The following is a 26,044-nucleotide window of genomic DNA, read 5'->3' on the forward strand; positions in this document are numbered from 1 at the left end:
GCTCCCCCCGAGACGGTGTGCCGATCTTAACGGCCGCACCACATCCCCGTGGCCGGGTCGAGGCAGACCGGAGGTCGGTCCGCACCGGCCGGGCGCACGCCGTTCAGGGCGTCGGCGGCATGGTGTCGACCAGGAGGTTGCCCTGCTCGTCCCACTTGCGGTGCCCGAGGTGGTCGGCGTGGTCGCCGAACAGGGTCTCCTCGGCGAGCACGCCGTTCGGGTGCCACTTGCGGTGCAGGCCGACCGGCAGGCCCATGCGCATCTGCCCCTCCTTGTAGGGCCGGTCGTCCGGGTACCACTCCCGGTACGGGCCGTCCTCGGTGCCGGTGTCGTAGGTGTACAGCGTGGCCAGGCTGCCGTCCGGGCCCTGCTCGACCACCTCGCCGGTGAAGGGTTGGCCCTGGTAGAACACCAGTCCGCCGTCGTCCTCGACGTCGTTCGCGTCAACTCGCATGGTGGGTGGCCTTCGGTGGGAGGACCCGGAGGTCCGGGTGGTACGGCGGCTGGGTCAGCTTGTCGGTCAGGCTGGGGACGCCGTCGATCATCCTGGTGCAGTTCGCGCAGCACGGCGCGATGTCCGGGAAGTCGCCGGTCGCGTTCGGGCCCTTGCCCGGCGGGATGAACGCGTTGTCCACCTGCATCTCGGCGAGGATGCGGTCCAGCTCCTCGGGGGAGACGTCGGCGGGCACGCCGCGGTCGTTCAGCATCTGGTTGACGTTCTTCACCTCGGCGTGCCGGGTCGGCGCGTCGTTGATCGGGTAGTCGTACCTGATCTCGCCGTGCTTGTTGGACATCGGCTGCCCCTCGAACCCCGGCCGCCGGTCGGGCTGGATGTAGCCCGGGGTGGAGCCGTCCGGTTGCGGGTTGCCGCGCATGGCCTCCTGGCGGTCGCGCAGCACCGGGTGCAGCTTGTCGTGCGGGATGACGTCGGTGGCCGCGCCGTTGATCGACTCGTACACGTGGCCCGTGCGGTGGTCGATCGACACGGACACGCAGACGATGTTCTTGCCGGGCCACTTGTCCGGGTTGCGGCGCGGGTCGCCCCGGATCTCCTCCGGGATGATCGACCGGTCCTCGACCATCGACTGGAGCAGCTTGGCGCGGTCGGTCAGCACCTCGCGCTGGTACTGGTCGATGGGGACGTCGTCGTAGTGCGTGATGAGGCCGTTCTCGTCGAACGTGCACCGTTCCGGGTCGAGCGTCTCCAGCCGTTGGGGCTGGGAGGGGTCCGGCGGCGGGGTGTCCGGGTGGTGGGCGAACTGCGGGTCGCGCGCGTACTTGTCGTCGCCGTCCGACTTGCCGTCCGGCTGTTCGCCGTCCGGCTGGTCGTCGGCCGCCCGGTCCCTGGCGTCGTCGGGGTCGAGGTCGTGCTTGTCGGTGTCGCGGGTGCCGGGGGCGAAGCCGTCCTGGGTGGTGCGGGTGGTCGTGCCGTCCGGGTGGTGGGTGTGCCATTCGCCGTTGGGCGGGATGCGGGGGTGGCGGTTGCCGTCGGGGCCGGTATGGGCGTCGCTGGTGTAGACGCGGCCGTTGCCGTCGGTCCAGGCGGGTTTGGTGGGGGCCAGGACGTCGGCTCCGGTGTGCCGGGACAGGCGGTGGGCGAAGTCGTTGCGGGCGGCGTCGCAGCCGATGAGGCGGATGGGGGTGCGGCCGTCCCAGCCGTTGCGGCGCAGGAGGTCGCCGTACTGCTCGGGGGTGTAGGTGTGGTTGCCGATGCGGGCGCGGCCGTCGGGGGTGATGTGCACGTCGGCGGTGAAGTACCGCGGGTCCGGCGGGACCCGGTGGGGCAGGTCGCCCATGTCCGGGTCACCGCGGTGGTGCGAGATCCCCGCCGGCGTCGTCTCACCGTGACGGGCATGCGCCTCGTCGATGCCGGGTTGGTCGGGGGTGTGCGGTGCGTCGGCGTCCGGCCGGTCGCCGTGGGGCGCCTCGCCGTCGGGCCGGTCGCCGTGGGGCGCGTCGGTGTCGCGGTGGGGCGGTGTCCACGGGTCGGGGTCGCGGCGCTGGTGCGGCACACCGTCCGGGTCGCGGCGCGGTGGGAGCTGGGAGTCCGGGTCGCGGCGCGGTGCGGGGGTGTGGGCGTCGGGGTGCCGTGGGGGTGGCGGGCCGTCGGAGGGACGGTGGGGTGCCGGCGCGTCGCCGCGCGGGCGGGCGAGGTCCGGGGTGCCGTGGCGGGGCTGCGGAGGGCCGCCGTGCGGCCCGTGCGGTGCCTGCGGCCCGTTCGGGGTGTGTGGCGCGTTGGGTGTGTGCGGTCCGTTCGGTGTGTGGGGACCGTGCGGTGTGTAGGGGTTGGCGGGGCCGGGTCGCGGACCTGCGTGCGGCGGGCCTGCGGGAGGCGGGGTCGGGCCGCTGCCCTGGGGCCGGGTGTTGGTCGGACCGGTGTTGCCGGGGCCGGTGTGCGTCGGACCGGTGCCGGGCGTGTTCGGGCCGCCGTGGGGCGCGCCGGGTCCGGTGTGGGGCGCGTGGGAGGGGCCGGGGGTCGAGGGACCGTGCGACGACGGGTTGAGGTGCTCCGGGCCGCGTGCGGGCGGGATGCCGGAGCCGAGGTCGCCGCGGCTGCCGGGCGTGCCGGTCCAGCCGGGCCCGCCGCTGCCGGGCCGGGGGCCGCCGCCGGTCGGCGCGCCGCCGCCGTGAGGTGCGCCGCCACCCGGAGCGCCCGCCGTGGGACCGCCGGGAGCAGGGGTGCCGGGAGCGGGCTGGTTCGGGTGCGGGGTGGTCGGGTTGGGGGTGTGGGGTTGGTCGGGGCGCGCGGGAGCCTCGGGAGTGGCCGCGTGGGAGGCCGAGGTCTGGTCGAGACGGGGCTGCGCGGGCGGGTTCGGCGAACCACCACCCGGCGAACCGCCACCAGGAGAACCGCCAGGCGAACCACCGCCAGGCGAGCCGCTGCCGTACGCGCCGCCGCCGGGGGAGCCACCGGGGGAACCGCCGCCGGGCGAGCCGTTGCCGTGGGAGCCGCCGGGCGACCCGTTGCCCGGAGAACCGCTCCCCGGCGCACCGCTGCCGGGTGGGTTGGGGCTGCTGTAAGGGCTTGGACCCCCGCCGCCGGGCGCGGGTTGGCCGCCGGGGCCGCCCCGGTGTTCGCCGAGGGGCGCGGTGCGACCGGGTGTGTTGCCGGCAGGTGTGGTGCCGCCGGGCGTCGGGCCGGGACCGGGCGCGGTGCCGCGCGGTGGGGCGTCGGTGTCCGGGCTGCCCGGGTCGCCCCCCGGTCGGGTGGTCGCCGTCGGCACGTCGGTCGGGTCGCCCCGCCCCGGCCGCGAGGCCGACGGCGCCGGGTCGGCCGTCGTCGTGCCCGCGGTCGTGGTCGTGCCGCTCGGGCTGCCGTCCGGTGTGGACGTCCCTTGTGGACTGTCGCCGCCGGGCGCGCGGCTGCTCCCCGGAGTGCCGTTCCCGGGTGTGCCGCCGCCCGGGGTGTCGCTGCCGGGCGTGCCGCCGCCGGGGGTACCGGCCCCGGACGGGGTGTCGATGTCGGCCCGGCCGGTCTGGAGGAAGCCGCCCCTCTTGATGTTCTTCGGGTCCAGCACGTCGAGGCCGGTGACCTTGCCGGCGAGCTTGCCGACCACCTTCATGATCTTCTCGAAGACCTCGACCAGACGCTTCAGCATCGGCGAGACCTTCTTGACGGTGTTCAGCAGGTCCTGGACGATCTTGGCGATCTTCGCGGCCCACTTCGAGATCGCCGTCACGGCCTGCGCCACGATCACCGGCGTCCCGAACCCGAGCGAGAACACCGCTTCGAGCACCCACGCGATGAGCTTGCCGACCAGGTCGGCGATCAGGTCGCGCACCATCTCCCGCACGAACGCGACGACCATGCCCATCATGCCCACGACCGTGCCCACGGTCCCCGCCGCCGACGCCGCCCCGCTCAGGGCATCGCCGTGGACCTTGGAGTTGGTCAGGTAGGCCTGCGCCGCCGCGCCGGTCCAGCCCTCGGTGCCGCGCTGCACCGCCGACGAGTACTCCTCGGCGATCCTGCCCAGCTCCGCGGCCACGTTGTTCCACGTCGTGGAGTAGGACTCGATCACCGGCGGGTTGCCCGCCAACCAGTCCAGCATGTCCTTGAGCGGCTGCATGTGTTCCATCAGGAACGCCGCCGCCGACGACAGCAACGTGCCGAACGGGTCGATCGCCATCGCCGCGGCGTCGGCGGCCAGGCCGACCAGGCCCAGCCCGCCCTCGATCCAGTTGCCGTCCTTGATCCCGTTGAACGTGTCCATCGCGGACTCCGCGATGGAGATGCCCGTCGCCCAGCCGTTGTCACCGGTGCCGGCGTTGAAGAACGAACCGGACTCCGCGGGCGGCGCGGCCACCAGGGGGTTCTCGCCCGCCATCACTCACCGGCCTTGAAGCTGTCCCTGATCGCGTCTTCCCTCTCGCGGTACTGGCTCACGGTGTCCTGCACGGCCTTGCCGGCGGCCTCCATCGCCTCCACCGCGCCCTGCAACGCGTCCAGCCCCCACTGCTCGACCGGGTCGAGCATCATCCGGAACGGCTGGCAGATGATGCCGTACGCGTCGGTCGGCATGCTCACCGACTTCGCCGCGTCGACCGCGCCCTGCAGCCGCGTGCCCAGGTCGCCGAGCTGCTTGCCGTGCGCCTCGAGCGTGTCCGCGACGATCTCGAAACCCGCCATGCGATCCCCCTGGAGAGCCGATTACGAAAGGAAGGACTGTCCGCCGAAGTCGTCGTCCTCGTCCTGCCCGCGCGGCGGGCGGCGGGACGGCGGCGGGGACGGCGGGGCGGGCCGGGCGGGAGGCGGCGCGTCGTCCTCGTCGATCCCGAACCGCATCTCCCGGCCGAGCGGCGGCGCGGGCTCCTCGTGCGGCGGGGTCGGGAAGGTGCGCTTCGCTTCGTTGAACAGCGCGTTGGCCGTCTCGTCCTGCGTGCCGATGGTCTCGGCCATGGCCTGCTGGAGCAGTTCGGGGATGCGGGACTGCGCGCGCTGCAACGTCCGCATCACCTCGGCGGACACCTCGGCCATCCGCCTGTCCCGCGCGGACTCGGCGATCTCCAGGTGGGTCAGGATGCCGTTCGAGCCGATGGTCAGCCGCACCGTGCCGTCACGCGAGGTCTCGGAGATCGTCATGCCCTGCACGCGGGCCGCCATCTCCTGGTAGCGCTCGGCCTTGCGCTCGATGCTCTGCTGCCACTGGCTGAGCATCCGCTCGGACGCCCCGATGTCCTCGGGCACGGCGGCTTCCCCCTGGTGATGACGGTGTGGTCGGTCCCCTCAGGATGACGCAATGGTGAACGGCCCGGTTCCGCCCCGGTGTCAAATGCTCCGAACGGAGCACGGGGCGGTACCGGGCCGTGCACCGGTCACCACGCTCAGTTCACGCCGAGCAGGTCCACCACGAAGATCAGCGTCTCACCCGGCTTGATCACGCCGCCCGCGCCGCGGTCGCCGTAACCCAGGTGCGCCGGGATGACCAGCTTGCGCCGGCCGCCGACCTTCATGCCCGCGACGCCGCGGTCCCAGCCGGCGATGACCCGGCCGCCGCCCAGCGGGAAGCTGAACGCCTCGTCGCGGTCCCAGGAGGCGTCGAACTGCTCGCCGGTCGAGTGCGACACGCCGACGTAGTGCACGTGCACGAGCTGACCGGGCGCCGCCTCGGGCCCGTCGCCGACGGTGATGTCCTCGATCACCAGGTCGGCGGGCGGTGCGCCCTCGTACGGCTCGACCACGGGCTTGCTCGGGGCCATGTGACTCTCCTGTTGGTTGGGCTGTGGGTCCTCGCCTACTCAACCACGCCGCCGGCGGCGTGGCCGCGCAACCCCGCGCCGGGTCCGTCCCGTCCTGGGGGCATGAGGCGACGGTCCTGGGGTGCGCGGGCGGCGTTGTTCGGCGGCGCGGCGCTGGTGGTGGCGGTGAGCGCGGCGTCCGCCGTGCCCGTCGAAGAGGAGGGGTGGCGGGTCGTGCCGCCGATCGAGGCGGTGCCGGTCGACCTGGTGGCGTTCGACACGTGCGACTCCGCGCTGGCCGGGTTGCGGTCCGCGCTCTCGCCGCACGTCGGCGCGTACGGCCCGGGCGGTCACGGGTTCCGGACCAAGGCCGACGGCCGGGTCGCGGCCGCCGAACCGGCCGAGGCGCAGGCCGACGCGCGCGTCGGAGGCGTCCCGCGGGCGGTGGAGGAGCGGGCCGCGCCCGAGCACTCCACGACCAACGCGCACGAGGCGGGCGTGGACGAACCCGACCTGGTCAAGACCGACGGCAAGCGGGTGGTGACGGTCGCGGACGGCAGGCTGCGGGTGCTCGACGTGGCCGGCCGGAAGCTCACCGGCACGCTGGACGTGCCCGCGGGCCACGCCTCCCAACTGCTGCTGCACGGCGACCGCGCGCTGCTCGTCGGCGGCGGGGTCCGGGGCGTGGCGGGCGAGCGCATCGCCGTCGACGGCCCGTACGCGAGCCACTCGGAGGACTCGTCGGTGACGTTGGTCGACCTGTCCGGCGAGCCGCGCGTCCTCGGCACGCTCACCGTGTCCGGCCGGTACCTCGACGCCCGGCAGGTCGGTGACGTGGTGCGGGTCGTCGTCCACTCCGGTCCGCGGCTGCCGTGGGTGTACCCGGTGGACGGTCGCGGCGAGGCGGAGTCCCTGATCGCCAACCGCGAGCTGGTCGCCACCGCGCCGATCGACTCGTGGCTGCCGCGCTACGAGCTGACCGACGCCGACGGCTCGCGCTCCGAGGGCAGGCTGGTGGCGTGCGACCGGGTCAGCCACCCGGTGGGCGACCCGGCCACGTCGATGCTGTCCGTGCTGACGTTCGACTTCCCCGGCGAGCTGGGCGCCGGGGACGCCGTGACGATCATGGCGGACGGCGACACCGTCTACGGCACCGGGACGTCGTTGTACGTGGCCGACGACCACCACCTGCGGCCGACCACGCGGTTCGCGCCCGGCACGCCCGCGACCACCGCGATCCACCGGTTCGACGTCTCGCGGCCGGGCCCGCCCCGGCACGTGGCGTCCGGGCAGGTCGCCGGGACGCTGCTCAACCAGTACTCGTTGTCGGAGCACGACGGGCACCTGCGGGTGGCGACGACGTCCGAGGACGCGCCGGGCGTCCCCGAGCGCGCGCCGGCGACGCAGAGCGCGGTCACCGTGCTCCGGCAGGACGGCGCGAAGCTCGTGCAGGTCGGCAAGGTCGACGGGCTGGGCGTGGGCGAGCGCATCCACAGCGTCCGGTTCGCGGGCCCGGTCGGGTACGTGGTGACGTTCCGGCAGGTGGACCCGCTCTACACGCTGGACCTGTCCGACCCCGCCCGGCCGCGGGCGGTCGGCGAGCTGAAGATCACCGGCTACTCGGCCTACCTGCACCCCGCCGGGGACGGCAGGCTGATCGGTGTCGGCCAGGAGGCCACCGCGCAGGGCCGCGCCACCGGCACGCAGGTGTCGCTGTTCGACGTGTCGAACCCGGCCGCGCCGGCCAAGGTCGCGGGCCACCACCTGCCGGGCGCGTACTCGGAGGTCGAGTTCGACCCGCACGCCTTCCTGTACTGGCCGGCCCGGGGCCTCGTGGTGCTGCCCGTGACGGACCCGGCCGCGCCGGTGCCCGGCGGACTGCTGGTGCTGCGGCTCGGCGACGGCGCGTTCACCGCGCTGGGCACGGTCCGGCACGACGGGCCCGCCTACGACCCGGGCATCCGCCGGGCGCTGGTGATCGGCGACGAGTTGTGGACGGTGTCCGCGACCGGGGTGGGCGTCCACCGGATCGACGGGCCGGCGGAGTTGGCGTGGGTGCCGTTCACCTGATCTGGTCGTGGAGCAGGCGGTGCGCGAGGACCGTGCCGCCCGCCATCGCCGCCGGCAGCACGACCAGCGCGGCCAGCGGGATGAGGCACAGCAGGTAGGTCGGCACGGCGAAGCCCAGCGTGACGGCCCGGCGCTTGCGCAGCGTCCGCCGCCGCACGTCGAGCTTGAGGCCGCGCCGGGTGAACGGGATGGCGGTCAGCTCGATGCCGAGCAGCGTCGCGTTGACGCACACGGCGACCACCGGCACCACGGTCTGCCCCACCACGGGGATGAACCCGGCCGCGAACAGCGGGATCGCGCACAGGACCGCGAGGCCGACGAGCAGGATCGCGTCCCGCGCGCCGACCGCCGCCGACCGCAGCCAGGACACCTGCTCGGCCTCGGGCACGCCGCCGAGGTGGGTGTCCTCGACGGTCTCCGCGATGTGCTCGTAGAACGGCCCGCCGATGATCAGCGTGATCGCGGTGAACAGCAGCAGCCCGATCGCGACGAACGCGCCGATGATCGAGAACCCGGCGGCGAACCGGGTGGCCGCGCGCAACCCCTCGCTCCAGTCGTCGGCGAACGGCGTGACCCAGGCCGCGATCTCGTCGATCCACACCGCGAGCCCGACCAGGCCGCCGATCAGCAGCACCGTCGTGATCAACGCCGGCACCGCGCCGATGAGCAGCAGTTTCGGCGACCGGAACACCAATCCGAAACCCTGGCCGAGCAGTCCGACACCGGTCGAGAAGTCCCGCAGCACCCTGATCACCGCCGGAGCATATCCGCGCACGGGCGGCGGAGTCCCGAATCGACGGTCGCGGGCTTCTGGGAGCGGTGCCAGACTGCTGGTCTCTGGGGAGAGGACTACCGCCATGGCACTGGACCGCACCGAACCCGTCCTGCTCGTGCGCAAGCGCGCCGACGTCGCCGGCGAGTGGGAGAGGAGTTGCCACCTCGCGCCGCTGCCCGAGGACGGCACGGGGGCAACGCTGCTGACCTTGTGCGGCGAGCGGGTCGACGTGGGCGCGGTGGACCTGCTGCCCGAGCCGGAGGGCATGCCGTGCGTGGCGTGCCTGCTGTCGGCCCCGCCGCCGCGGGACTGAACCGGGCACCCGCCTGGGACCGCTCCCGCACGGGGCGGGAGCGGTCGCGGCTCAGCGGCGGCGGCGGAAGCTCAACGCCCGCGCGCCCGCGCCGACACCGGCCAGGTGCAGCGCCACGCACAGCAGCCCGGCCAGGAGCAGCGTCCCGCCGTCCAGCACGGAGCCGAGCGAGGCGTTCGCCAGGTCGAGCAGGAGGGCGAGGCCGAAGATGACCGCGGCGATGATCGCTAGCACGGGAACCTCCAAGGGTGGGGTGGGTGACCACCGCTTACCCCGCCGCGCGCGTCCCCAAGCCGGCGTTCGGACCAACTTCGCGGCCGGGGCGGCGGGGTCGCCGTCCGCCGTGCGGCCCGGTGATCAGCGCGGACCGCCGGTCAGCCGCGGCACGCCGGCGCCCGTGGCGGCCCAGGCCACCAGGCCCGCCACGTCCACCCCGTGCGGCGGGTCGTCGAGGTAGGGGCTGATGTTGCGCGTGCCCCGGCTGAGCAGCGCCGACGCGCCGTCCCGGTTGCCGCGCGCGGCGTGGGTCAGGCCGACGGCGAGCTGCGCGAGCCCCCGCCACAGCTCGCGCTCGGCCTCGGGGGCGGCCTTCCACGCGTCCTCCAGCACCTCGTGCGCGTGGAACGGCCGGCCGAGGTCCAGCAGCCGCTGCGCCTCGGCCAGCGCCTCCGCGGGCGTGCGGGGCACGCCCTCCGGCTGGCGTTCGACGCCCTCCGCCCCGTAGGGCAGCGGGCGGCCGAGCCCGTCGCGCGGTCGCGCGTTGCGGGCCCGGCCCTGCTCGTCACGGTCGCGGTCGGTGGTCGGCACGTCTTGATCGTGTCACGAACCCCGCCCGCGCGAAACGCGGTCCGGCCGCGCGGAGCACGACGGGCCGCCGCCGGGTCGCGTGACCTGGTGGGGCCGGCGCTGCGGTCGGCGGTCGCATGCCGCACGTCGGGCGCCTCGGGTGGCTTTCGCGCACTCCGCACATGCGGTCCGCCAGGGTCGCGCCCGTTCTCCGGTCGCACGCCGGCCGCCTCCCCCGGTGATACTGGCGGTGTGCCCGGACCGGACTGGGTCCTGCACGTCGACCTCGACCAGTTCATCGCGGCGGTCGAGGTCGCGCGCCGGCCCGAGCTGCGCGGCAGGCCCGTGGTCGTCGGCGGAGCGGGCGACCCGACCCGGCGCGGCGTGGTGGCGACCGCGTCCTACGAGGCGCGGGCGTTCGGCGTGCACTCCGGGATGCCGTTGCGGCTGGCGAAGAAGCGCTGCCCCGACGCGGTCTTCCTGCCCTCCGACGCGCCCGCCTACGAGGAGGTGTCGGCGCACGTGATGGAGGTGCTGCGCGGGCTGCCCGTCGTGGTCGAGGTGATCGGGTGGGACGAGGCGTTCCTCGGCGCGCGCACCGACGACCCGGAGGCGTTGGCCGACACCGCGCGGCGGGCCGTGCGGGAGGGGACGGGGCTGGAGTGCTCGGTCGGCATCGGCGACAACAAGCTGCGCGCCAAGCTCGCCACCGGGTTCGCCAAGCCCGCCGGGGTCTTCCGGCTCACCAGGGACAACTGGGTGGAGGTGATGGCCGGGCGGCCGGTGGCCGCGTTGTGGGGCGTCGGGTCGCGGACCGCGGCCAAGCTCGCGGAGCTGGACGTGCGCACGGTCGGCGACCTGGCGCGGGCCGACGACGACGTGCTGGCCGCGCGGTTCGGCCCGGCCGCGGGGCCGCACCTGCGGCGGCTCGCGCTGGGCGCGGGCGACCCCGTGGTGACCGCGACGCCGTGGGTGGCGAAGTCGCGCAGCCGGGAGACGACGTTCCAGCGGGACCTCACCGACCCGGACGAGGTCCGGGAGCAGGTCCGGCTGCTCGCGCGGCGGGTGGCGGAGGACGTGCGCGCGGAAGGGCGTCCCGCGCTGCGGGTGGTGGTGAAGGTGCGGTTCGCGCCGTTCTTCACGTTCACGCGCGGCGTGGCGCTGGCCGAGCCGACGACGGACGCCGGGCCGATCGAGGCGGCGGCGCTCGCCGCGCTCGCCAGGTTCGAGGACGACCGCGCCGTGCGCCTGCTGGGGGTGCGCGCCGAGTTCACCGGAGGACGCGCATGACCAAGGTGGTGGTGAACGGCTCGGTGTCGCTGGACGGCTACAGCGCCGGGCCGAACGTGGGCGAGGACCACCCGAGGGGCGAAGGGGGCGAGCGGCTCCAGCTCGTGCCCGTGCTCCTCGGCGGCGGGTCGCGGCTGCTGGACGGCCTCGACCCGACGGAGCTGGAAGCGGTCGGGGTGGCACCCGGGGACGACGTCGTGCACCTGCGGTTCCGCGTGCTGCGGTGACCGCGCGCGTCACCGCGCCGACGCGGTGACCTCGTCCAGCAGGGCGTAGAGCCGGGCCGCGGCGGTCCGGTCGAACTCGGGCCGGTCGAGGTCCACCGGCTTCCCCGCGCGGGACGCGGTGAGCGGCGCCGCGGGCGGGTCGACCAGGAACCGGCGCACCTGGTCCGCGGCGTCGTCCGCCGACCTGGCGAACAGCCGGGCCACGAGGTCCAGCGCCCGGCCGCGCAGGCCGCCGACCTGCGCGCCGAGGCCGCTGTCCACGAACATCGGGTTGTGCAGCACGTACCGCACGGCGCTGCCGGGGTGCCGGTCGGCGAAGCCCGCGCCGAGCAGGTCGGCGGCCCGCGCGCCCTGGCTCACCGCGTGGAACGCGCGGTAGCCGCGGGCCAGGGACAGGTCGTCCCAGCGGATGCCCGGCCCGCGCAGCCCGGCCACCCCGCACAGGCTCACCACGACCGGGGCCGCGGCCCGCTCCAGCACCGGCAGCAGGCGCTCGACCAGCAGGAACCGGCTCACCGGGTAGAGCGCGAAGGAGTGCTCCAGCCCGTCCGCGGTGACCTCGCGGCGCGGGGTGAAGCGGCCCGCGCCGAGCACGAGGTGGTCGACCGCGTCGAACCGGTCCGCCACCTCGTCCGCCACCGCCGCCACGCCCGCGAGCGTGCTCAGGTCGCCCCGGACGAGTTCCACCCCGTCCGGCGCGGTGGCCGACCGGCCCACCACCGCCACCCGGTGCCCCTCGCGCGCCAGCCGCGCCGCCAGGCTCCGGCCGATGCCGTTCGTGCCACCGGTGATCACCGCGTTCGCCATAGCCTGGAGCCTGGAACACACCGCGACGAACCGGAAGAAGGCACATCCATGTCACTGGTCCCGGTGCCGGTCACGGCCGCCGACCGCGCCGCCTGCCCGGTGTCCGACGTGCTGGCCCGGGTCGGCGACAAGTGGAGCCTGCTCGTGCTGAGCCTGGTCGCCGACCGCCCCTACGGCTTCAACGAGCTGGACCGCGCGGTGCACGAGCTGAGCCGCCGCATCCTCACCCGCACGCTGCGCAACCTGGAACGCGACGGGCTGGTCCGCCGGGACGTGCGGCCCGGTCGGGCCGCCGGGGTGACCTACGCGGCGACCGCGCTCGGCCGCTCGCTGCTGGAGCTGGTCGTCCCCTTGGGACGGTGGGTGCTGGCCAACGAGGGCGCGATCGCGGCCGCGCGCGCCGCCTACGACGAGGCGCCCGGGCACTCGTCGTCCACAGTGGACTGAAAGGCCCGCTCGCGCGACCGCGTCGCGCGAGCGGGACCCGTGGTGTGATCAGACGCCGGCGATGGACTGGATCCAGGACCGGTACCGTGTCACGTTGGTGTAGGCGGTGGTCGTCTGCCGGTCGCTGGTGGACGCGACGCCGACCTGCGCGCCGCCCGCCATCATCGGGCCGCCCGAGTCGCCGCCCGCGGTGATGCCGTCGCCGCGCCGCGCGCAGATCGCGTTGCCGCCGTAGGCGTCGGTGCAGCCGCCGGTGACGACCACGTTGGCCACCTTCAGGTACTGCGACTGGCAGTTGATCTCCGAACCGCACTGGGACGTCGCGCCCCAGCCGTAGACCTGCACGGTCTGGCCCACGGTGACCGAGCCGGGCTGGCCGAGCCGCGCGTAGGTCGCGGACACGGAGCGGTCGAGCCGGACCAGCGCGAGGTCCGAGGAGTGGGTGTAGGTCTGCACGCCGTTGGCGACCGTCCCGCCGGAGGTCTGGTCGAGGCTGCCGATGCGGAACGACAGCCCGCCGCCGCTGACGCAGTGCTTCGCGGTCAGGATCCACGTGGGCGCGATGATGGTCGCGCTGCACGTCTGCCTGCCGTTGGAGAACAGCCGCGCGGCCCACGGCGCGTTGCTCGCGTAGCCGCCGCCGATGATGTACGGCGTCACGCCGCCGTCCTGCGACGCCGGCGTGGCCGACGCCGACGGGACGAGGGCGAGCAGGGACAGCAACGCCGCTGCGAGCGCAGGGATCAACCTGGTGATTCGCAAGGGTTTCCTCGATTCCTAAGACACGCGATCACTCGCGCACAGGGGTGTCTCGGGTCACGAGATTCGTACCACTCGATCGGGTGATTAGGGATATCTCGAACCGGTTATAACGCCGCCGATAACGTGTGCCGCATGCTCGTCGAACTGGCCATCGGGGACGCGTACGGCGCGGGCTTCGAGTACGCCGAACCGGCCTTCGTGACCAGGCACAACACCCTCGCGGGGTACGTGCGGCACCCGCGTCACCACGGCATCCGGCCCGGCTCCTACACCGACGACACGCAGATGACGCTGGCGTTGGCGGAACTGCGGGTGTCCGGCGCGCCGTGGACGCCGGAGACGGTGGCCTCGGCGTTCGTGGACGCGTTCCACCGCGACCCGCGCGAGGGCTACGCACGGGGTTTCCAGGCGTTCCTGGGCACCGTGCGGACCGGCGCCGAGTTCCTGGCGCGCATCCGCCCCGACAGCGACAAGAGCGGCGCGGCGATGCGGGCCTCGCCGGCCGGGCTGCTGCCGACCGCGGACGAGGTGCTGCACCTCACCGACGTGCAGGCCAGGGTCACCCACGACACGCCGGACGGGGTCGCGGCGGCGCGGGCGGCGGCGTTGGCCGTGCACTACTGCCACCACGGGCTGGGGCCGGTGGCGGAGGTCGGCGCGTGGATCGCCGACCGGCTCGGGTCGGCGGTGTGGGCGCGGCCGTGGCACGGCGCGGTCGGGTCGAAGGGCGTGGAGAGCGTGCGCGCCGCGTTGACCGCGTTGGCGGGCGGCGGCTCGTTGAGCGCGGTGCTGCGCCAGTGCGTCGCCTTCACCGGTGACGTCGACACGGTGGCCACCGTCGCCCTGGCCGCCGCGTCGCGGTCCGCCGGGATCCGCGCCGACCTGCCCGACGCGCTGGTGGACGGGCTGGAGAACGGGCCGTTCGGCCGCGACCACCTGGCCCGGGTGGACGCTCAGCTGCGGTAGTGGCGCACCAGCTCGGCGAACCGGTCCTCCGGCCACGGGCAGCGGATCTCGCCGAACGTCGCGGCGAAGAACAGCTCCAGGTGCGCGTGCCACGCCGCGAGGGCCCGCGGCGCGAACGCCGGGTCGGCGAGCGCGTGCGTCAGCTCGACCGTCGTGCCCAGGTCGGGGTCGTGCCGGAACTCCCAGCGGACCCGGCCCGTCGGCGAGTCGAACGCCAGCACGCGCGGCTCGACCCGCTCGACCAGCGGGCCGGGCGGCACGTGCGGGTTGGCGGCGCGGGTGGGCACGCCGTCCCCGCCCTCGGTGAGCAGCGCCCACACCTCGTCCAGCGGTCGCCAGACGAGGTCGCGGACGAACCGCACCACGCCGTCGTGGCACCGGCCCTCGTCGAGCCGGAACTCGCGGACGTAGCGCTCCATCGCCCCGAGCACGTCCGCCGGCGGCTCGAACGCCCGGCCGGCCAGGCGTGCCTCCAGCGCCGCCAGGCACGTGTCCCAGCCCGCGGCGTTGCGCGCCGCGCCGTGCCGGTCGCCCAGCACGTGGGTGAAGACCAGCAGGCAGCCCCGCTCGTGCGGCAGCAGCTCGAACCTCAGCACGTCGGTGTTCCAGCGGAACGCGAACACCCGGGGCGGGTCGGCCTCCAGCACCTCGCCGGTGGTGACCTGGTCGGGGAAGGAGAACGTCATCGCCCGCCCGTCGACCGCCACCTCCGCCGGGAACCAGTGCGCCAGTTCCGCGGGCTCGGTGACCGCCCGCCACACCCGTTCCGGCGGGTGCGCGAGCACCCGCTCGAACCTCAGCACGGGTTTGCCGTCGATCCAGCCCAGTTCGGTGCCCATCAGCCCATCCCGTCCAGCCGCCGTTCCAGCGCGTCGAGGCTGTCCTCCCACATCCGCCGGTACGGCGCGAGCCAGGCGTCGACCTCGGCCAGCGGCCCCGGCCGCAGCCGGTAGAGCCGCCGCTGGGCGTCCCGCCGGACCTCCACCAGCCCGGCCTCCCGCAGCACCTTCAGGTGCTTGGACACCGTCGGCTGGCTCACCGACAGCCCGTCGACCAGCTCGTTCACCGGCCGCTCGCCGTCCCGCAGCACGTCGAGGATGCGCCGCCGCTGCGGGTCGGCGAGCACGGCGAACGTAGATGCCATGACGGCAATATAGCCGTTCTGGCATATAGGCTCAACCGGTCACGCGACCGCCCGGCGGATCGGCATCAGCGGCGCGGGTGTGGTGGTCAGGAAGTCCGCCACCGCGGCCACGCACTCGTCGGGCCGTTCGAACGGCATCAGGTGCGAGGTGCCCGGCAGGACGCACAGCTGCGCGTCCGGGATGCCCCGGTACATCGCGATCGTGTGCTCGAGGTGCACGATGTCGTCGTCGCTGCCCAGCACGAGCGTCGGGCACGTGATGGCGGCCAGGTCGACCACCTCCGGGTCGTGCGCCGCCCGCGCGAACTTCTCCACCACCACCGGCAGGTGGTCGCGGCCGTCCGGCGACACCTCGGCGTACCGGTCGGCGACCTCAACCGGCAGCTCGCCGCCCGGCTGCGGCAGGAAGACCCACCCGTCCTTGGCGTAGCCGGAGTTCAGCACCACGAGCTTGCGCACCAGGTCGGGCCGCCGCTGCGCCACGCCCAGCGCCACCACGCCGCCCGCGCTGTAGCCCGCCAGGTGCGCCGGGCCGCCGACCACCTGCTCCAGGTACGCGATCACGTCGCCCGCCAGGACGGCCGACGACACCGGTCCGGGCACGTCCGGCGTCCGCCCGTGGCCCCGGCGGTCCACCAGGTGCACCCGGAAGCGGTCGGCCAGCCGCGCCAGGTTCGGCGCGAAGTCCCGCGAGTCGCTGAACCCGCCGTGCAGCAGCACCAGCGGCTCGCCCTCGCCGCGCACCTCGTGCCAGGTGCGCACGCCGTTGACGGTCTCGTACATCAGGTCCTCCCGTGTGGTCTCACCTACTCGTACGGGAGGGGGCCGGCAAACTCATCGGCAGGCCGAAGAGCGGGAACAGCCGATCACCCAGGAAGGTGGTCGAGCCGGTCATCCGCTCGCCCGAGAACTCCACGAGCACCAGCGCGAACGGTCGCAGCACGCCGTCGTCGCCGGGCCGGTACTGGCCGAACGCCGGCCCGCCGTTGGCCTGCGTCGGCAACAGCCGGGCGGTCTCGCAGCCGCTGCCCGGGTACGCCAACGCGGCCGCGATGGCGTCCCGCCCGCGCAGCCACCAGGTGTACGGCGGCATGGTCATCGTCGCGTCCTCGTGCAGCAACGCCACCAGCGTGGCCACGTCGTGCCGTTCGAACGCGGTCGTGTAGCGCTCCAGCAACCCGGCGTCGAACGGTTGCGGCGGCGCGGGCCGCCGGTCGGCGAGGGTCGCCCGCGCGCGTTGCAGCGCGCTGTTGACCGAAGCGACCGTTGTGGACAGCAGCGCGGCCACTTCGGACGCCCGCCAGCACAGCACGTCCCGCAGGATCAGCACGGCCCGCTGCCGGGGCGGCAGGTGCTGGAGCGCGGCCACGAACGCCAGCCGCACCGTCTCCCGCCCCACCGCGACCTCGTCGGCGGGCAGCACCAGCGCGTCCGGCGCGGGGTGCACCCACGCGGCGTCGGGCAGCGGCTCGCCCAGCGGCGCGCCCGGCGCGGCGGGCGAGGACAGGTCCATCGCCGTGGCCCGCCGCTGGGCGCTGCGCAGCATGTCGAGGCACACGTTGGTGGCGATCGAGTGCAGCCACGCCCGCAGCGACCCCCGGCCCGGGTCGAACGTGGCGCGCCAGGCGCGCACGAACGTCTCCTGCACGGCGTCCTCGGCCTCGAACGGCCCGCCGAGCATGCGGTAGCAGTAGCCGGTCAGGGCCACCCGGTGAGATTCCAGGTCCACGTCCACACGTCACACGTTAGGATGAAAGCGGCGCCTCGACCCCAGTGCAGCCCCCTTCCGCGTGGCACGACCGCGTGACGTCCCGCTCGACGATCCCGAGGAGCCCTCCCGTGCCCCGCGTGTTCACCGGTTCGCCCGTCCGCGACCTGCTCGCCCTCACCTCCCGGCCCGAGGTCATCTCGTTCGCGGGCGGCCTGCCCGCGCCCGGCCTGTTCGACGTGGACGGCCTGCGCTCGGCCTACGACCGGGCGCTGTCCCGCCGCACGCTCCAGTACGCGCCCACCGAGGGCGACGCGGCCCTGCGCGGCCTGGTCGCCGACCGCCTCACGCGGCGCGGCCTGCCCACCGCCGCGGGCGACCTGCTCGTCACCTCCGGCTCGCAGCAGGCGTTGGGGCTGGTCGCGACCGCGCTGCTGGAACCGGGCGCGGTGGTCGCCGTCGAGGAGCCGACCTACCTGGCCGCGCTGCAGTGCTTCCGGCTCGCGGACGCGCGGGTCGTGCCCGTCGCGGGCGACGACCGGGGCGTGGACCCGGCCGCGCTGGCGGAGGTGATCGAGCGGGACCGCCCCGCGCTGCTGTACCTGGTGCCGACGTTCGCCAACCCGACCGGCCGGACGCTGGACGCCGCGCGGCGGGCCGAGGTCGCCGCGCTGGCCGACCGGCACGGCCTGTGGGTGGTCGAGGACGACCCGTACGGCGAGCTGCGCTACCGGGGCGAGCCGGTGCCGCCGCTGGCGTCGATGAGCGACCGCGTGCTCTACACGGGCAGCTTCTCCAAGGTCGGCGCGCCGGGCATGCGGCTGGGCTGGCTGCGCGCCCCCGAGTCGATCATGCGCACGCTGGTGGTCGTGAAGCAGGCGGCGGACCTGCACACGTCGGCCGTCGACCAGGCCGCGGCGGCGGAGTACCTGGCCGCGAACGACCTGGACGAGCACATCCGCGGCCTGTGCGCGGCCTACCGCGAGCGGCGGGACGCGATGGTCGACGCGCTGCCGTCGACCGTGCCGCCCGGCGCCCGGTGGAGCGACCCCGACGGGGGCATGTTCGTGTGGGTCTCGCTGCCGGGCGGGGTGGACACCGGCGAGCTGGTGCACGAGGCGTTGCGGCGCGACGTGGCGTTCGTGCCCGGCGCGGCGTTCTACGCCACCGGGCCGGACCGGTCGACGCTGCGGTTGTCGTTCACCACCAACGCGGTCGACGGGATCCGCGAGGGGATGCGGCGGCTGGCGACCGTGCTGCGTTAGGACTCACGGTCGGCCCGTGCGTTCTTCACGGGTCGGTCGTGACACCGCGGGGGTGGGGGTCGCGCGCCGTCGGCCGCACGGTGGTCCTCGTGAAGCGATCATCGATCATCTCCCTCGCGGTGTCGACCGCGTTGGGCATCGCGATCGTCGCCGACGGCGTCGGCGACCGGACCGGGTTCGGCACGTGGGGCCTGGTCGCGTGCGCGCTGGCGTACCTGGTCATCGGGTTGGTGCGCGGCGAGCTGCGCCGGCCCCGGGTGGTGTGGGCGCAGGTGGCGGGCGCGGTCGGGTTCGGCGCGCTGGCGGCGGTGGCCCTGCTGGTGGACCCGGAGGTCGGCCGGCGCCTGGTGGCGGCGGGCTGGCTGGCGCACGCCGCGTGGGACCTGGCGCACTTCCGCGCCCGCCTCGTCGTGCCGACGTGGTACGCGCTCGCGTGCGCCGTGGTGGACGCGTTCGTGGGGGTGTCCCTGGCATGGTGAGGAACACCTCGAGGTGGGGGACCGCGGTGGCGGCGGCCGAGCACGTCGGGTGTCGGGGCTGGAGGGGCGTGTGATGCGACGGGCGCGGGTGCTCACGCTGGTGTCGCTGGGCGTGGCGTGGTCGACCAGCCTGGTCGGGCCGGGGATCGGCGTGCTGCTGGAGCCCCGGCCCGCCCGCGCGGTGGCCGGACTGGTGGGCGCGGTGCTGTTCGGCGTGGCGCACGCGGGCGCGTTGTACGCGGCGGTGACGCCCGGCGTCGCGCGTGCGCGGTGGGACGCGGCGCTCGTGGCGGCGTCGGTGCTGTCCGTGCCGCTGCTCGCGCCGGTGGCGGCGGGCCGGTGGGACACCTGGGCGTGGGTGGGCGCGGCGCTGGTCGGCACGCTGCCCGTGCTGGTGCGGTGGTGGTGGGTGGCGGCGCCCGCGGTGGTCGCGGTCGCCGTGGCGGTGGCCGCCGAACCGTTGCGCGGGTTGGCGATCGTCGCCGCCGTCGGCGCCGCGTTGGCGATGATGCACGTGCTGCCGGTGTGGTTGTGGCGCCTGGTGGTGCAGGCCCAGCGGGGGCGGGAGGCGCGGGCGCGGCTGGCGGTGGTCGAGGAGCGGCTGCGGTTCGCGCGGGACGTGCACGACCTGCTCGGCCACCGGTTGACCGTGATCGCGCTGAAGGCGGAGCTGGCCGCGCGGCTCGCGGCCGTGGACGGCGACCGGGCGGCCGCGGAGGCCGACGAGGTGCGGGCGCTGACCGCGTCGGCGTTGTCGGAGCTGCGGGAGGCCGTGCACGGCTACCGGGCGGTGGAGCTGGGCGACCAGGTCGCGGCCGTCGAGCAGGTGCTGACCTCGTCCGGGGTGCGGTGCGCGGTGTCGGTGCCCCCGGACCTGCCGCCCGCGGCGCGGGAGCTGTCGTGGGCGTTGCGGGAGGCCGGGACGAACGTGCTGCGGCACAGCCGCGCCCGGTGGTGCACGATCGACGTCGTGGTCGCGCCCGACGAGGTGCGGCTGACCGTGGCCAACGACGGCGCGTCCGGCGCGCGGGGGCACGGGTCGGGGCTGGACGGGCTGGCGGAGCGGCTGGCCCGGGTGGGCGGCACGGTGCGCGCGGGGGAGGAGGACGGGGTGTTCACGCTGGTGGCGTCCGTGCGGTCGTGATCCGCGTGCTGCTGGCCGACGACGAGGAGCTGATCCGGGTCGCGGTGGCGGCGCTGCTCGGGCTGGAGCCGGACATCGAGGTCGTCGCGCAGGCCGGGGACGGCCGGGAGGCGGTGCGCGCGGCGCTGGCGCACCGCCCGGACGTGGCCGTGGTGGACCTCCAGCTGCCGACGCTGGACGGGTTCGAGGTGACCGCAGAACTGGCCTCGGCGCTGCCGGGGTGCGCGGTGGTGATCCTGACCGGGCGCGGCAAGCCGCCGCACCTGCACCGGGCGCTGTCGGCCGGGGCGAAGGGGTTCCTGCCCAAGGGCTCGCCGGGCGGCACGCTGGCCGACGTGATCCGGCGGGTCCGCGCGGGCGGCCGGTACGTCGACCCGGAGCTGGCGGCCGACGCGCTGACCACGCCGCCGTGCCCGCTCACGCCGCGCGAGCTGGAGGTGCTGCGGCTGGCCGAGTACGACACGCCGGTGGCGGTGATCGCCCGCCGGACGCACCTGTCCGTCGGGACGGTGCGCAACCACCTGTCCGCCGCCGTGGCGAAGCTCGGCGCGGCCGGCCGGTCCGAGGCGTACCTGATCGCGCACGAGCGCGGCTGGCTGTGACCGGCGGTCCTCACCCGTCGTGCACGTCCTCCGCCCGCAGGTCCGACTCCATCGCGGCGCGCACGCCGCGGACCGCGAGCCGGTCCGCGCGCTCGTTCTCCGGGTGGCCGGCGTGCCCCTTCACCCAGTGCCACTCGACCCGGTGCGGCGCGGCGGCCGCGTCCAGGCGTCGCCACAGGTCCTCGTTCTTGACCGGCTGCCGGCCCGCCGTCAGCCAGCCGTTGGCCTTCCACTTCGCCATCCACGACAGCACGCCGTTGCGGACGTACGTGCTGTCGGTGTAGATCCGCACGGCGGACGGGCGCTTGAGCGTCTCCAACGCGCGGATGGGCGCCATCAGCTCCATGCGGTTGTTCGTGGTGGGCTCCGACTCCCCGCCGTACAGGTCGCGCTCGTGCGCCCCGTACCGCAGCACCGCGCCCCAGCCGCCCGGCCCGGGGTTCCCGCTGCACGCGCCGTCGGTGTAGATCTCCACCACCTGCTCCATGCGGCGAAAGATACCGAAGCGCGTTGCGCCCACAGCGCAATCCGTTGCGCGGGCACCGCGGTCCGGGGGGACGCTGTCGCCATGGCACTGGGTTTCAGCGGCGAGGTCGCGGACTTCTACCACCGGTACCGGCGGGGCTACCCGGCGGAGGTGTTCGACGCGCTGGTCGAGGTGTTCGGGCTCACGGCGGACGACGTCGCGGTCGACCTGGGCTGCGGCACGGGCCAGGTCACCGTGCCGCTCGCGGCCCGGGTGCGCGCGGTGGTCGGCGTCGACCCGGAGCCGGACATGCTGGCGCACGCCCGCCGTGCGGCGGAGGAGGGCGGGGCGGCGAACATCGCGTGGGTGGTCGGGACGGACGCGGACGTGCCCGCGTTGCGCGGGGTGCTCGGCGACGGGTCGGTCGGCGTGGTCACCATCGGCCAGGCGCTGCACTGGATGCGTCACGACGACCTGTTCCGTGCGGTGTCCTCGCTCGTCAGGCCGGGTGGCGGGGTGGCGGTGCTGACGAACGGGACGCCGTTGTGGCAGCAGGGGAGCGACTGGTCGCGCGCGTTGCGCGGGTGCCTGGAGGAGTGGCTGGGCACGCCGTCCGGCCACGCGTGCGGCACGGACGAGGAAAGCCGGAACCGCTACCGGACGAGCCTGGCCGCGGCCGGGTTCGAGGTCGGGACGCACGAGGTCCGGTACCGCGGCACGCTCGACCTGGAGTCCGTGGTGGGCGGCGTCCTCTCCGCCCTCCCCGCCGACCGCCTCCCGCCCCCGCCGGACCGCGCCGCCTTCACCGACCGGGTGCGTCACGCCATCGAACCCCACGCGCCGTTCATCGAGGACGTGCGCGTGACCGCGTTGACGGGGCGGGCGAACTCCACGAATTAGCGCGTGCGAGGCGTGGCGGGGTGCCGCATCGCCGCTCGGTGTCGTCGCCGTGCCCCGGATACATCGAGGTGTCATCGGGTAGCTCACCGAAGATCCTCGACTTCACGTCGTTGATCACGACGTGAAGTCCTGCGGGCGAGGTGGTCTTCCCCACACGACCGGGGAACAGCGAGCCCCGCAGCGGTAACCACGGTGCCGTCACCGGGGCGCGGTCTCCCAAAGCGCGGCGATGGGCAGCGAGACCAGCCGGTCGCCGAAACTGATCCCTCCTTGGCGGCCGGTGTGGAAGACGACGCCCAGCGAGAACTGATCACCCAGCAGGTCCCGCAACGTGGCCAGTCCCCGGAAGTCCTCCGCGGTCACGGTGTCCTTCGCCTTGGCTTCGACGCCGACCACCTGGCCGTCGTCGCGCTCCAGCGCCACCAGCAGCCCCGATGGTGTCCACGACGATGTGCCGCTTGCGGCCCGCGATCTTCTTCCCGCCGTCCCGACCGCGGGTCGCCCGGCCGACGGTCTGCGCGGCGCGCACCGACTGCGAGTCCATGACCGCCGCCGGCGCCGCCCGCCCGCCCCTCGGCCAGGCGGACGCGGTCGCGCAACGCGTCCAGCAGTCGCTGCGACGCACCGACCTTCTCCCCCAGGGCGAAACGCTTGTAGACCGTGGGCCACAGCGGGAAGCCCGCCACTTGATGCCGTTGTCGACCACGTACAGGATCGCGTCCACGATCACCCGACGACCATTCAAGGTCCCGGGCGGGTGACGCGCACCCCGGTTGACTACGGAGGCAGCCTTTCGGCGATCATCATTCTTGCGACAAAAGGATGTCGACCAAAGGCCTGCGTGATCAGTGTGCACCACCCCGCCCCGGGGTCGGCACTCGTGGCGTTGTCCGGGTTCCGAGACGAGTTCCACCGGTGCCTGACCCGTCGGACGGACGGGTTGTTCGAGTTGACCGAAGCCGTGCTGAGCGCCGACGGACCGGCACGCACACCGGTCGGCGTGTCGCGGGCACCGGTTCCTTTCGCATCTCCACGGGCTTGCCCAGGTCCGGAAATCAAAGCTCGCCAAGGAGGAACTCCCTGCGGATCTTGAGATCGGCGGTGACCGTTCGGCTCTGGAGTGCGACCGCCTCAGCGGTAGACGGCGACGAAGATGGCCGCGTTTCCGTGACGCTCCGCCGACCGGCGACGGACCCGAATGGCGTATTGGGTGACAGGAATCTCCGCAGAATTGCGTAGTGGAGGCGCTCGGCGGCTGCGATACTGCTCGAATAGGCCAGAACGAGCGCGGGGTCGAGACCCGCAACGAGATGTCCGGCGAAGCCCACAACGCGGTGCTCGCCGGCACCGTGGAACGCGTCGAAATCGGGAACCATCATTACGACCGACGCAGTGTCGTCGCTCTCACCGTCGTCGCCGTCAGCTTGATCGCGGCGATCGTGTTGATCGTGGCGACCACTCGGCAGACGATGACACACAAGGCCACGACGGATGGGCAGCAGGTGCTGACCACCACCAGTCCGCCGCCGACCACGAGCCGGGTCGTCAGCAGTACCCGGGGCACAGCCACACCGGAAGGCCGGGGGTCGCCAATCCGGCTGGGTGTGGGCTACGGAATCGACGTCGATGTGTCGACGCCGAAAGCGCATAAGGTCAACGAACTTGCCGAGGCCGACGACCTTCGCCTGATTTCGCGTTTTGAGCTGTGGGCGCCGTCCGGTTTCCTGGAAGTGTCCTGGACCAATCCGGAAGGCCTGGGTGCGATGCGCGACATGTGCACGTCGGATTTTTACGCTGACGGGAACCATCCCTCGTCCCCGACGAAAATCACGGCCAACAACCAGAGGTTGTGCTTCAAGACCACCGACCACAAAACCTTCTGGCTGCAGGTCGTCAACTTCAACAGCCATAGCTCGTACGTGGAGCTCGTGATCGAGCAGTTTTGAGCGACCGCACTCCGGAATCACGGCGCCGCCCGAACTGCGGCGGCAATGCCGCTGACGGCAGCTGCCGACACTCATGAGGTCAAGCCCATCGGTGGCGCATGATCTCTTCGAACAGCGCGTGGGACCCCTGTAGCTCGGCAACGGCTACTGAGGGCAGGCTGCACCACTCCTCGGACGTGCGGTTGGCCGCCGCGTGAAGGTCGGCGTCACCCGCACGAGGGACTGACTTACCAGCCTCGCGAACGCCGCTCGTCCAGGTGAGGACCTCTCACCCTCAGGGTGGGATTCTCCCCCCGCCCGGGGTGGGACCAGGTGTCGTCCGGCAGCACGTCGAAGATCCTCGACTCCACGTCGTTGATCAACGAGGTGAAGTCCTCCGGCGACGTGGTCTTCCCCCCGCCGTCCGGGAACAGCGAGTCCTCGATACCTACTCTTCTCCTGACGTGGACGGTGACCCGGTCAAGCGGTTTCCCCTCCGTGATCGGGGGGTGCCGTCACCGCAGACTCTTCTGCGGAGCCCTCCTGATTTTCGCGGAGCGTCCGCCCTCTGGCATCACGCCACTCGATGCGGCCATTCTTGCTGCCCCCGGCCAGCACGCTCGCCGCGCTCGACGGGCTGTCGAACGCATACGTCCTGGTCAGGCGGATCTGATCCTGCCCGTGTTCCGCCAGTACGCCTTCTGTCAGCAGTTTCTCCCGCAGCGCGTGATATCCGGGTGTCATGGTCACCGTTGCCAGGCGTCCGAGCGCGCCCTCGAAAACGGTGAAGCCCCGAGGGTCTTCGACCCCTTCCGCAGTGGTGAGCTTGGTATTGAGGAAGTATCTCGTGCGGACTGCGGTCGTATCGGCCCCTTCGTTCTTCCTGATTTCCTCGGTGGAAATCGGAATTTCGAAAGCATGCACTCCGGCAATGGGAAGTATCATGAGCATATTGGCGAGGTACGCCTCCATGTCGGCCACTTCGGGCTCGCTCAGCCACGGGATGGCGGGAATCCTGGAGTTGTCGAGCCGAACGGACTTCGCAGCTCTGGCGATGTCCACCAGTCGTGCTTCGAGGTATCGGATGTGTGCTTTGTTCAGGGAGTCGTCCGTGGTCGTGAGCACGTAGGCGTTCGTCCAGAAGTCCTTCAACCTCTGGTGCGAGTCGAGCCGTACCACCACCTCGTCCCCCTCCCCGATGTAGAGCATGTCGGGCCCCCGGCCATCCGGGTCCGGGCCGGTCAGCAGGTAGACCCCGGTTCGCCCGAACTCGTTGCGGAGGCGCGCACGGGCGTAGTCGGCCCGGGAGAAGGCCAGGCACACCCCTGTCCACTGGCTGCGCTCGACGAGCCGTATGCCTTGGGGTGTGCCATCGACGAGGAACAAGCGGATGGTGGCGCCTGTCGCACCGGCCTGCGTCATGGAGTCATTGAACCAACCACCGCTCGGAACGCGGCCAACCGCCGGGTGCTTTCCCGGCGATTGGCCCGCGGGCTCACGTGCACAGGCCGTCCGTGCACAGGCCGTCGGTCACCAGCCGCGCGAACGCCACTCGGTCAGGTGTGGTCGTTCACGCCCCAGGGTGGAATCGTCCCCGTGCCCGGGGTAGAACCAGGTGTCGTCCGGCAGGGCGTCGAAGATCCTCGACTCCACGTCGTTGATCAACGAGGTGAAGTCCTCCGGCGACGTGGTCTTCCCCACGCCGCCGGGGAACAGCGAGTCGCCGGTGAACAGGTGCGGGTGGCCCGTCGGGTCGCGGTACAGCAGGGCGATCGAGCCCGGTGTGTGGCCGCGCAGGTGGATGACCTCCAGCGGCACGGCGCCGACGTGCACCGTGTCACCGTGCTCGACCAGGAAGTCCGGCGGGATCGGCAGGACGTGGGCGTCCGCCGGGTGCGCGACCGTGTTCGAGCCGTTCGCGCCCGCCACCGCGCCCAGCGCGCCCCAGTGGTCGCCGTGCTGGTGCGTGGTCACCACGGTCTTCAGCCTCGGCCGGTCCACCGAGTGCCCCACCACGTCGGACAGCCGCTCGGGGTCGGCGGCGGCGTCGATGAGCAGGCCCTCGTTGGTCGCGCGGCAGACCAGCAGGTACGCGTTGTTGTCCATCGGTCCGACCGAGACCTTCGTGATGGTCAGCGCGTCCAGCGTGCGCCGGGTCGCCGGGCCGCCCGGCGACACGTGCCCCGTGTAGTCCTCTAGTACGTCCACAACGGCCGACCGTAGCCGACCCGGCACCCTTCAGGATCCCCACAGGTCGACCCCCTAGGGTTGTTAACGGTCTCCGCCGCT

At 73.6% G+C, this 26,044-nt stretch carries 30 protein-coding genes; 12 read left to right on the forward strand and 18 right to left on the reverse strand.

Annotation, left to right across the window (positions count from 1 at the left end):
- Positions 1-103 precede the first annotated feature (103 nt).
- The 5 genes from ACWEFJ_RS17630 to ACWEFJ_RS17650 form a co-directional block, all read right to left on the reverse strand.
- Entirely contained in the window at positions 104-454 is a 351-nt protein-coding gene (locus ACWEFJ_RS17630; RefSeq protein WP_449714363.1) for a toxin-antitoxin system YwqK family antitoxin, read from the reverse strand.
- Positions 444-4,328 (reverse strand): hypothetical protein, encoded by a 3,885-nt coding sequence (locus tag ACWEFJ_RS17635; protein WP_449714364.1) that lies wholly within the window; start codon positions 4,326-4,328, stop codon positions 444-446. The genes ACWEFJ_RS17630 and ACWEFJ_RS17635 overlap by 11 nt, the downstream gene beginning before the upstream one ends.
- Positions 4,328-4,630, reverse strand: coding sequence for a type VII secretion target (locus ACWEFJ_RS17640; RefSeq protein WP_449714365.1), 303 nt, complete (start codon positions 4,628-4,630; stop codon positions 4,328-4,330). Before ACWEFJ_RS17640 ends, ACWEFJ_RS17635 begins: the two co-directional genes overlap by 1 nt.
- Positions 4,631-4,651: 21 nt before the next feature.
- Positions 4,652-5,188 carry a YbaB/EbfC family nucleoid-associated protein gene (locus ACWEFJ_RS17645; protein ID WP_449714366.1) on the reverse strand — a complete coding sequence of 179 codons (537 nt, stop codon included), beginning with the start codon at positions 5,186-5,188 and terminating at the stop codon, positions 4,652-4,654.
- Between the two features lie 137 nt (positions 5,189-5,325).
- On the reverse strand, positions 5,326-5,700 hold the full coding sequence (locus ACWEFJ_RS17650; protein ID WP_073888740.1) for an FKBP-type peptidyl-prolyl cis-trans isomerase: 375 nt from the start codon (positions 5,698-5,700) through the stop codon (positions 5,326-5,328).
- Positions 5,701-5,802: 102 nt separating this feature from the next.
- On the opposite strand from ACWEFJ_RS17650, the gene ACWEFJ_RS17655 reads away from it, so the two are divergent.
- A complete protein-coding gene (locus ACWEFJ_RS17655; protein ID WP_449714367.1) occupies positions 5,803-7,749 on the forward strand; it encodes a beta-propeller domain-containing protein in 1,947 nt (648 codons plus the stop codon).
- Here ACWEFJ_RS17655 and ACWEFJ_RS17660 read toward each other — a convergent pair.
- Positions 7,742-8,494 carry an EI24 domain-containing protein gene (locus ACWEFJ_RS17660; RefSeq protein WP_449714402.1) on the reverse strand — a complete coding sequence of 251 codons (753 nt, stop codon included), beginning with the start codon at positions 8,492-8,494 and terminating at the stop codon, positions 7,742-7,744. The genes ACWEFJ_RS17655 and ACWEFJ_RS17660 overlap by 8 nt on opposite strands.
- Positions 8,495-8,606: 112 nt before the next feature.
- Between ACWEFJ_RS17660 and ACWEFJ_RS17665 the strand changes: the two genes are divergently transcribed.
- Positions 8,607-8,837, forward strand: a complete 231-nt coding sequence (locus tag ACWEFJ_RS17665; protein ID WP_449714368.1) for a hypothetical protein — start codon at positions 8,607-8,609, stop codon at positions 8,835-8,837.
- A 51-nt stretch (positions 8,838-8,888) separates the two neighbouring features.
- Here ACWEFJ_RS17665 and ACWEFJ_RS17670 read toward each other — a convergent pair whose 3' ends face one another.
- Both ACWEFJ_RS17670 and ACWEFJ_RS17675 read right to left on the reverse strand, forming a co-directional pair.
- Positions 8,889-9,071 (reverse strand): hypothetical protein, encoded by a 183-nt coding sequence (locus tag ACWEFJ_RS17670; RefSeq protein ID WP_106620345.1) that lies wholly within the window; start codon positions 9,069-9,071, stop codon positions 8,889-8,891.
- Positions 9,072-9,194: 123 nt separating this feature from the next.
- A complete protein-coding gene (locus ACWEFJ_RS17675; RefSeq protein WP_449714369.1) occupies positions 9,195-9,644 on the reverse strand; it encodes a DUF309 domain-containing protein in 450 nt (149 codons plus the stop codon).
- A gap of 231 nt (positions 9,645-9,875) precedes the next feature.
- Here ACWEFJ_RS17675 and ACWEFJ_RS17680 point away from each other — a divergent pair, with 231 nt between their 5' ends.
- Together ACWEFJ_RS17680 and ACWEFJ_RS17685 are read left to right on the forward strand one after the other, a co-directional pair.
- Positions 9,876-10,913: a DNA polymerase IV gene (locus tag ACWEFJ_RS17680; protein ID WP_449714370.1), complete on the forward strand. Its 1,038-nt coding sequence runs from the start codon at positions 9,876-9,878 to the stop codon at positions 10,911-10,913.
- Positions 10,910-11,140: a hypothetical protein gene (locus ACWEFJ_RS17685; protein WP_449714371.1), complete on the forward strand. Its 231-nt coding sequence runs from the start codon at positions 10,910-10,912 to the stop codon at positions 11,138-11,140. Before ACWEFJ_RS17680 ends, ACWEFJ_RS17685 begins: the two co-directional genes overlap by 4 nt.
- 9 nt (positions 11,141-11,149) lie before the next feature.
- Here the strand turns inward: ACWEFJ_RS17685 and ACWEFJ_RS17690 are convergent, their stop codons facing one another.
- Positions 11,150-11,947 carry an SDR family NAD(P)-dependent oxidoreductase gene (locus tag ACWEFJ_RS17690; protein WP_378084589.1) on the reverse strand — a complete coding sequence of 266 codons (798 nt, stop codon included), beginning with the start codon at positions 11,945-11,947 and terminating at the stop codon, positions 11,150-11,152.
- Between the two features lie 48 nt (positions 11,948-11,995).
- Between ACWEFJ_RS17690 and ACWEFJ_RS17695 the strand changes: the two genes are divergently transcribed.
- Positions 11,996-12,394 carry a winged helix-turn-helix transcriptional regulator gene (locus ACWEFJ_RS17695; protein WP_449714372.1) on the forward strand — a complete coding sequence of 133 codons (399 nt, stop codon included), beginning with the start codon at positions 11,996-11,998 and terminating at the stop codon, positions 12,392-12,394.
- 48 nt (positions 12,395-12,442) lie between these two features.
- Here the strand turns inward: ACWEFJ_RS17695 and ACWEFJ_RS17700 are convergent, their stop codons facing one another.
- Entirely contained in the window at positions 12,443-13,156 is a 714-nt protein-coding gene (locus ACWEFJ_RS17700) for a S1 family peptidase (RefSeq protein WP_449714373.1), read from the reverse strand.
- 132 nt (positions 13,157-13,288) lie between these two features.
- Here ACWEFJ_RS17700 and ACWEFJ_RS17705 point away from each other — a divergent pair, with 132 nt between their 5' ends.
- Complete coding sequence (locus ACWEFJ_RS17705; protein WP_449714374.1) at positions 13,289-14,122, forward strand: ADP-ribosylglycohydrolase family protein; 834 nt, start codon at positions 13,289-13,291, stop codon at positions 14,120-14,122.
- Here ACWEFJ_RS17705 and ACWEFJ_RS17710 read toward each other — a convergent pair.
- The 4 genes from ACWEFJ_RS17710 to ACWEFJ_RS17725 are packed head-to-tail and all read right to left on the reverse strand — an operon-like array spanning position 14,110 to position 16,995.
- Complete coding sequence (locus ACWEFJ_RS17710) at positions 14,110-14,961, reverse strand: SRPBCC family protein (protein ID WP_449714375.1); 852 nt, start codon at positions 14,959-14,961, stop codon at positions 14,110-14,112. The two genes, ACWEFJ_RS17705 and ACWEFJ_RS17710, sit on opposite strands and share 13 nt — an antisense overlap.
- Positions 14,961-15,266, reverse strand: a complete 306-nt coding sequence (locus ACWEFJ_RS17715) for an ArsR/SmtB family transcription factor (RefSeq protein ID WP_378087834.1) — start codon at positions 15,264-15,266, stop codon at positions 14,961-14,963. The genes ACWEFJ_RS17710 and ACWEFJ_RS17715 overlap by 1 nt, the downstream gene beginning before the upstream one ends.
- A gap of 39 nt (positions 15,267-15,305) precedes the next feature.
- Positions 15,306-16,049, reverse strand: coding sequence for an alpha/beta fold hydrolase (locus tag ACWEFJ_RS17720; RefSeq protein ID WP_449714376.1), 744 nt, complete (start codon positions 16,047-16,049; stop codon positions 15,306-15,308).
- Between the two features lie 19 nt (positions 16,050-16,068).
- Positions 16,069-16,995 (reverse strand): sigma-70 family RNA polymerase sigma factor, encoded by a 927-nt coding sequence (locus tag ACWEFJ_RS17725; RefSeq protein ID WP_449714377.1) that lies wholly within the window; start codon positions 16,993-16,995, stop codon positions 16,069-16,071.
- A gap of 110 nt (positions 16,996-17,105) precedes the next feature.
- On the opposite strand from ACWEFJ_RS17725, the gene ACWEFJ_RS17730 reads away from it, so the two are divergent.
- The 4 genes from ACWEFJ_RS17730 (at position 17,106) to ACWEFJ_RS17745 (ending at position 20,464) form a co-directional block, all read left to right on the forward strand.
- On the forward strand, positions 17,106-18,239 hold the full coding sequence (locus ACWEFJ_RS17730) for an aminotransferase-like domain-containing protein (protein WP_449714378.1): 1,134 nt from the start codon (positions 17,106-17,108) through the stop codon (positions 18,237-18,239).
- A gap of 89 nt (positions 18,240-18,328) precedes the next feature.
- Positions 18,329-18,718, forward strand: a complete 390-nt coding sequence (locus ACWEFJ_RS17735) for a hypothetical protein (RefSeq protein WP_378087842.1) — start codon at positions 18,329-18,331, stop codon at positions 18,716-18,718.
- Between the two features lie 73 nt (positions 18,719-18,791).
- Positions 18,792-19,862, forward strand: coding sequence for a sensor histidine kinase (locus ACWEFJ_RS17740; RefSeq protein ID WP_449714379.1), 1,071 nt, complete (start codon positions 18,792-18,794; stop codon positions 19,860-19,862).
- Positions 19,859-20,464, forward strand: a complete 606-nt coding sequence (locus ACWEFJ_RS17745; RefSeq protein WP_449714380.1) for a response regulator transcription factor — start codon at positions 19,859-19,861, stop codon at positions 20,462-20,464. Before ACWEFJ_RS17740 ends, ACWEFJ_RS17745 begins: the two co-directional genes overlap by 4 nt.
- Before the next feature lie 10 nt (positions 20,465-20,474).
- On the opposite strand, the gene rnhA is transcribed toward ACWEFJ_RS17745, so the two are convergent.
- Complete coding sequence (rnhA, locus tag ACWEFJ_RS17750) at positions 20,475-20,951, reverse strand: ribonuclease HI (protein ID WP_449714381.1); 477 nt, start codon at positions 20,949-20,951, stop codon at positions 20,475-20,477.
- 81 nt (positions 20,952-21,032) lie between these two features.
- Here rnhA and ACWEFJ_RS17755 point away from each other — a divergent pair, with 81 nt between their 5' ends.
- A complete protein-coding gene (locus ACWEFJ_RS17755) occupies positions 21,033-21,830 on the forward strand; it encodes a class I SAM-dependent methyltransferase (protein WP_449714382.1) in 798 nt (265 codons plus the stop codon).
- 198 nt (positions 21,831-22,028) lie between these two features.
- Here the strand turns inward: ACWEFJ_RS17755 and ACWEFJ_RS17760 are convergent, their stop codons facing one another.
- Positions 22,029-22,253: a hypothetical protein gene (locus ACWEFJ_RS17760; RefSeq protein WP_449714383.1), complete on the reverse strand. Its 225-nt coding sequence runs from the start codon at positions 22,251-22,253 to the stop codon at positions 22,029-22,031.
- 815 nt (positions 22,254-23,068) lie between these two features.
- Here ACWEFJ_RS17760 and ACWEFJ_RS17765 point away from each other — a divergent pair.
- Positions 23,069-23,776 (forward strand): hypothetical protein, encoded by a 708-nt coding sequence (locus ACWEFJ_RS17765; RefSeq protein WP_449714384.1) that lies wholly within the window; start codon positions 23,069-23,071, stop codon positions 23,774-23,776.
- 459 nt (positions 23,777-24,235) lie between these two features.
- Here the strand turns inward: ACWEFJ_RS17765 and ACWEFJ_RS17770 are convergent, their stop codons facing one another.
- On the reverse strand, positions 24,236-25,177 hold the full coding sequence (locus tag ACWEFJ_RS17770) for a GIY-YIG nuclease family protein (RefSeq protein WP_449714385.1): 942 nt from the start codon (positions 25,175-25,177) through the stop codon (positions 24,236-24,238).
- Between the two features lie 108 nt (positions 25,178-25,285).
- Positions 25,286-25,963, reverse strand: a complete 678-nt coding sequence (locus ACWEFJ_RS17775) for an MBL fold metallo-hydrolase (protein ID WP_378087856.1) — start codon at positions 25,961-25,963, stop codon at positions 25,286-25,288.
- Positions 25,964-26,044: the final 81 nt, after the last annotated feature.

The organism is Actinosynnema sp. NPDC004786, assembly GCF_053601135.1.

What these genes read in the sequence shown, in the direction of transcription:
- ACWEFJ_RS17690 (WP_378084589.1), bottom strand. Translation starts at nt 11,947, where the DNA reads ATGGCGAACGCGGTGATCACCGGTGGCACGAACGGCATCGGCCGGAGC.
- ACWEFJ_RS17720 (WP_449714376.1), bottom strand. Translation starts at nt 16,049, where the DNA reads ATGTACGAGACCGTCAACGGCGTGCGCACCTGGCACGAGGTGCGCGGC.
- ACWEFJ_RS17655 (WP_449714367.1), top strand. Translation starts at nt 5,803, where the DNA reads ATGAGGCGACGGTCCTGGGGTGCGCGGGCGGCGTTGTTCGGCGGCGCG.
- ACWEFJ_RS17665 (WP_449714368.1), top strand. Translation starts at nt 8,607, where the DNA reads ATGGCACTGGACCGCACCGAACCCGTCCTGCTCGTGCGCAAGCGCGCC.
- ACWEFJ_RS17740 (WP_449714379.1), top strand. Translation starts at nt 18,792, where the DNA reads ATGCGACGGGCGCGGGTGCTCACGCTGGTGTCGCTGGGCGTGGCGTGG.
- rnhA (WP_449714381.1), bottom strand. Translation starts at nt 20,951, where the DNA reads ATGGAGCAGGTGGTGGAGATCTACACCGACGGCGCGTGCAGCGGGAAC.
- ACWEFJ_RS17640 (WP_449714365.1), bottom strand. Translation starts at nt 4,630, where the DNA reads ATGGCGGGTTTCGAGATCGTCGCGGACACGCTCGAGGCGCACGGCAAG.
- ACWEFJ_RS17630 (WP_449714363.1), bottom strand. Translation starts at nt 454, where the DNA reads ATGCGAGTTGACGCGAACGACGTCGAGGACGACGGCGGACTGGTGTTC.
- ACWEFJ_RS17635 (WP_449714364.1), bottom strand. Translation starts at nt 4,328, where the DNA reads ATGGCGGGCGAGAACCCCCTGGTGGCCGCGCCGCCCGCGGAGTCCGGT.
- ACWEFJ_RS17770 (WP_449714385.1), bottom strand. Translation starts at nt 25,177, where the DNA reads ATGACGCAGGCCGGTGCGACAGGCGCCACCATCCGCTTGTTCCTCGTC.
- ACWEFJ_RS17695 (WP_449714372.1), top strand. Translation starts at nt 11,996, where the DNA reads ATGTCACTGGTCCCGGTGCCGGTCACGGCCGCCGACCGCGCCGCCTGC.
- ACWEFJ_RS17650 (WP_073888740.1), bottom strand. Translation starts at nt 5,700, where the DNA reads ATGGCCCCGAGCAAGCCCGTGGTCGAGCCGTACGAGGGCGCACCGCCC.
- ACWEFJ_RS17710 (WP_449714375.1), bottom strand. Translation starts at nt 14,961, where the DNA reads ATGGGCACCGAACTGGGCTGGATCGACGGCAAACCCGTGCTGAGGTTC.
- ACWEFJ_RS17755 (WP_449714382.1), top strand. Translation starts at nt 21,033, where the DNA reads ATGGCACTGGGTTTCAGCGGCGAGGTCGCGGACTTCTACCACCGGTAC.
- ACWEFJ_RS17715 (WP_378087834.1), bottom strand. Translation starts at nt 15,266, where the DNA reads ATGGCATCTACGTTCGCCGTGCTCGCCGACCCGCAGCGGCGGCGCATC.
- ACWEFJ_RS17705 (WP_449714374.1), top strand. Translation starts at nt 13,289, where the DNA reads ATGCTCGTCGAACTGGCCATCGGGGACGCGTACGGCGCGGGCTTCGAG.
- ACWEFJ_RS17685 (WP_449714371.1), top strand. Translation starts at nt 10,910, where the DNA reads ATGACCAAGGTGGTGGTGAACGGCTCGGTGTCGCTGGACGGCTACAGC.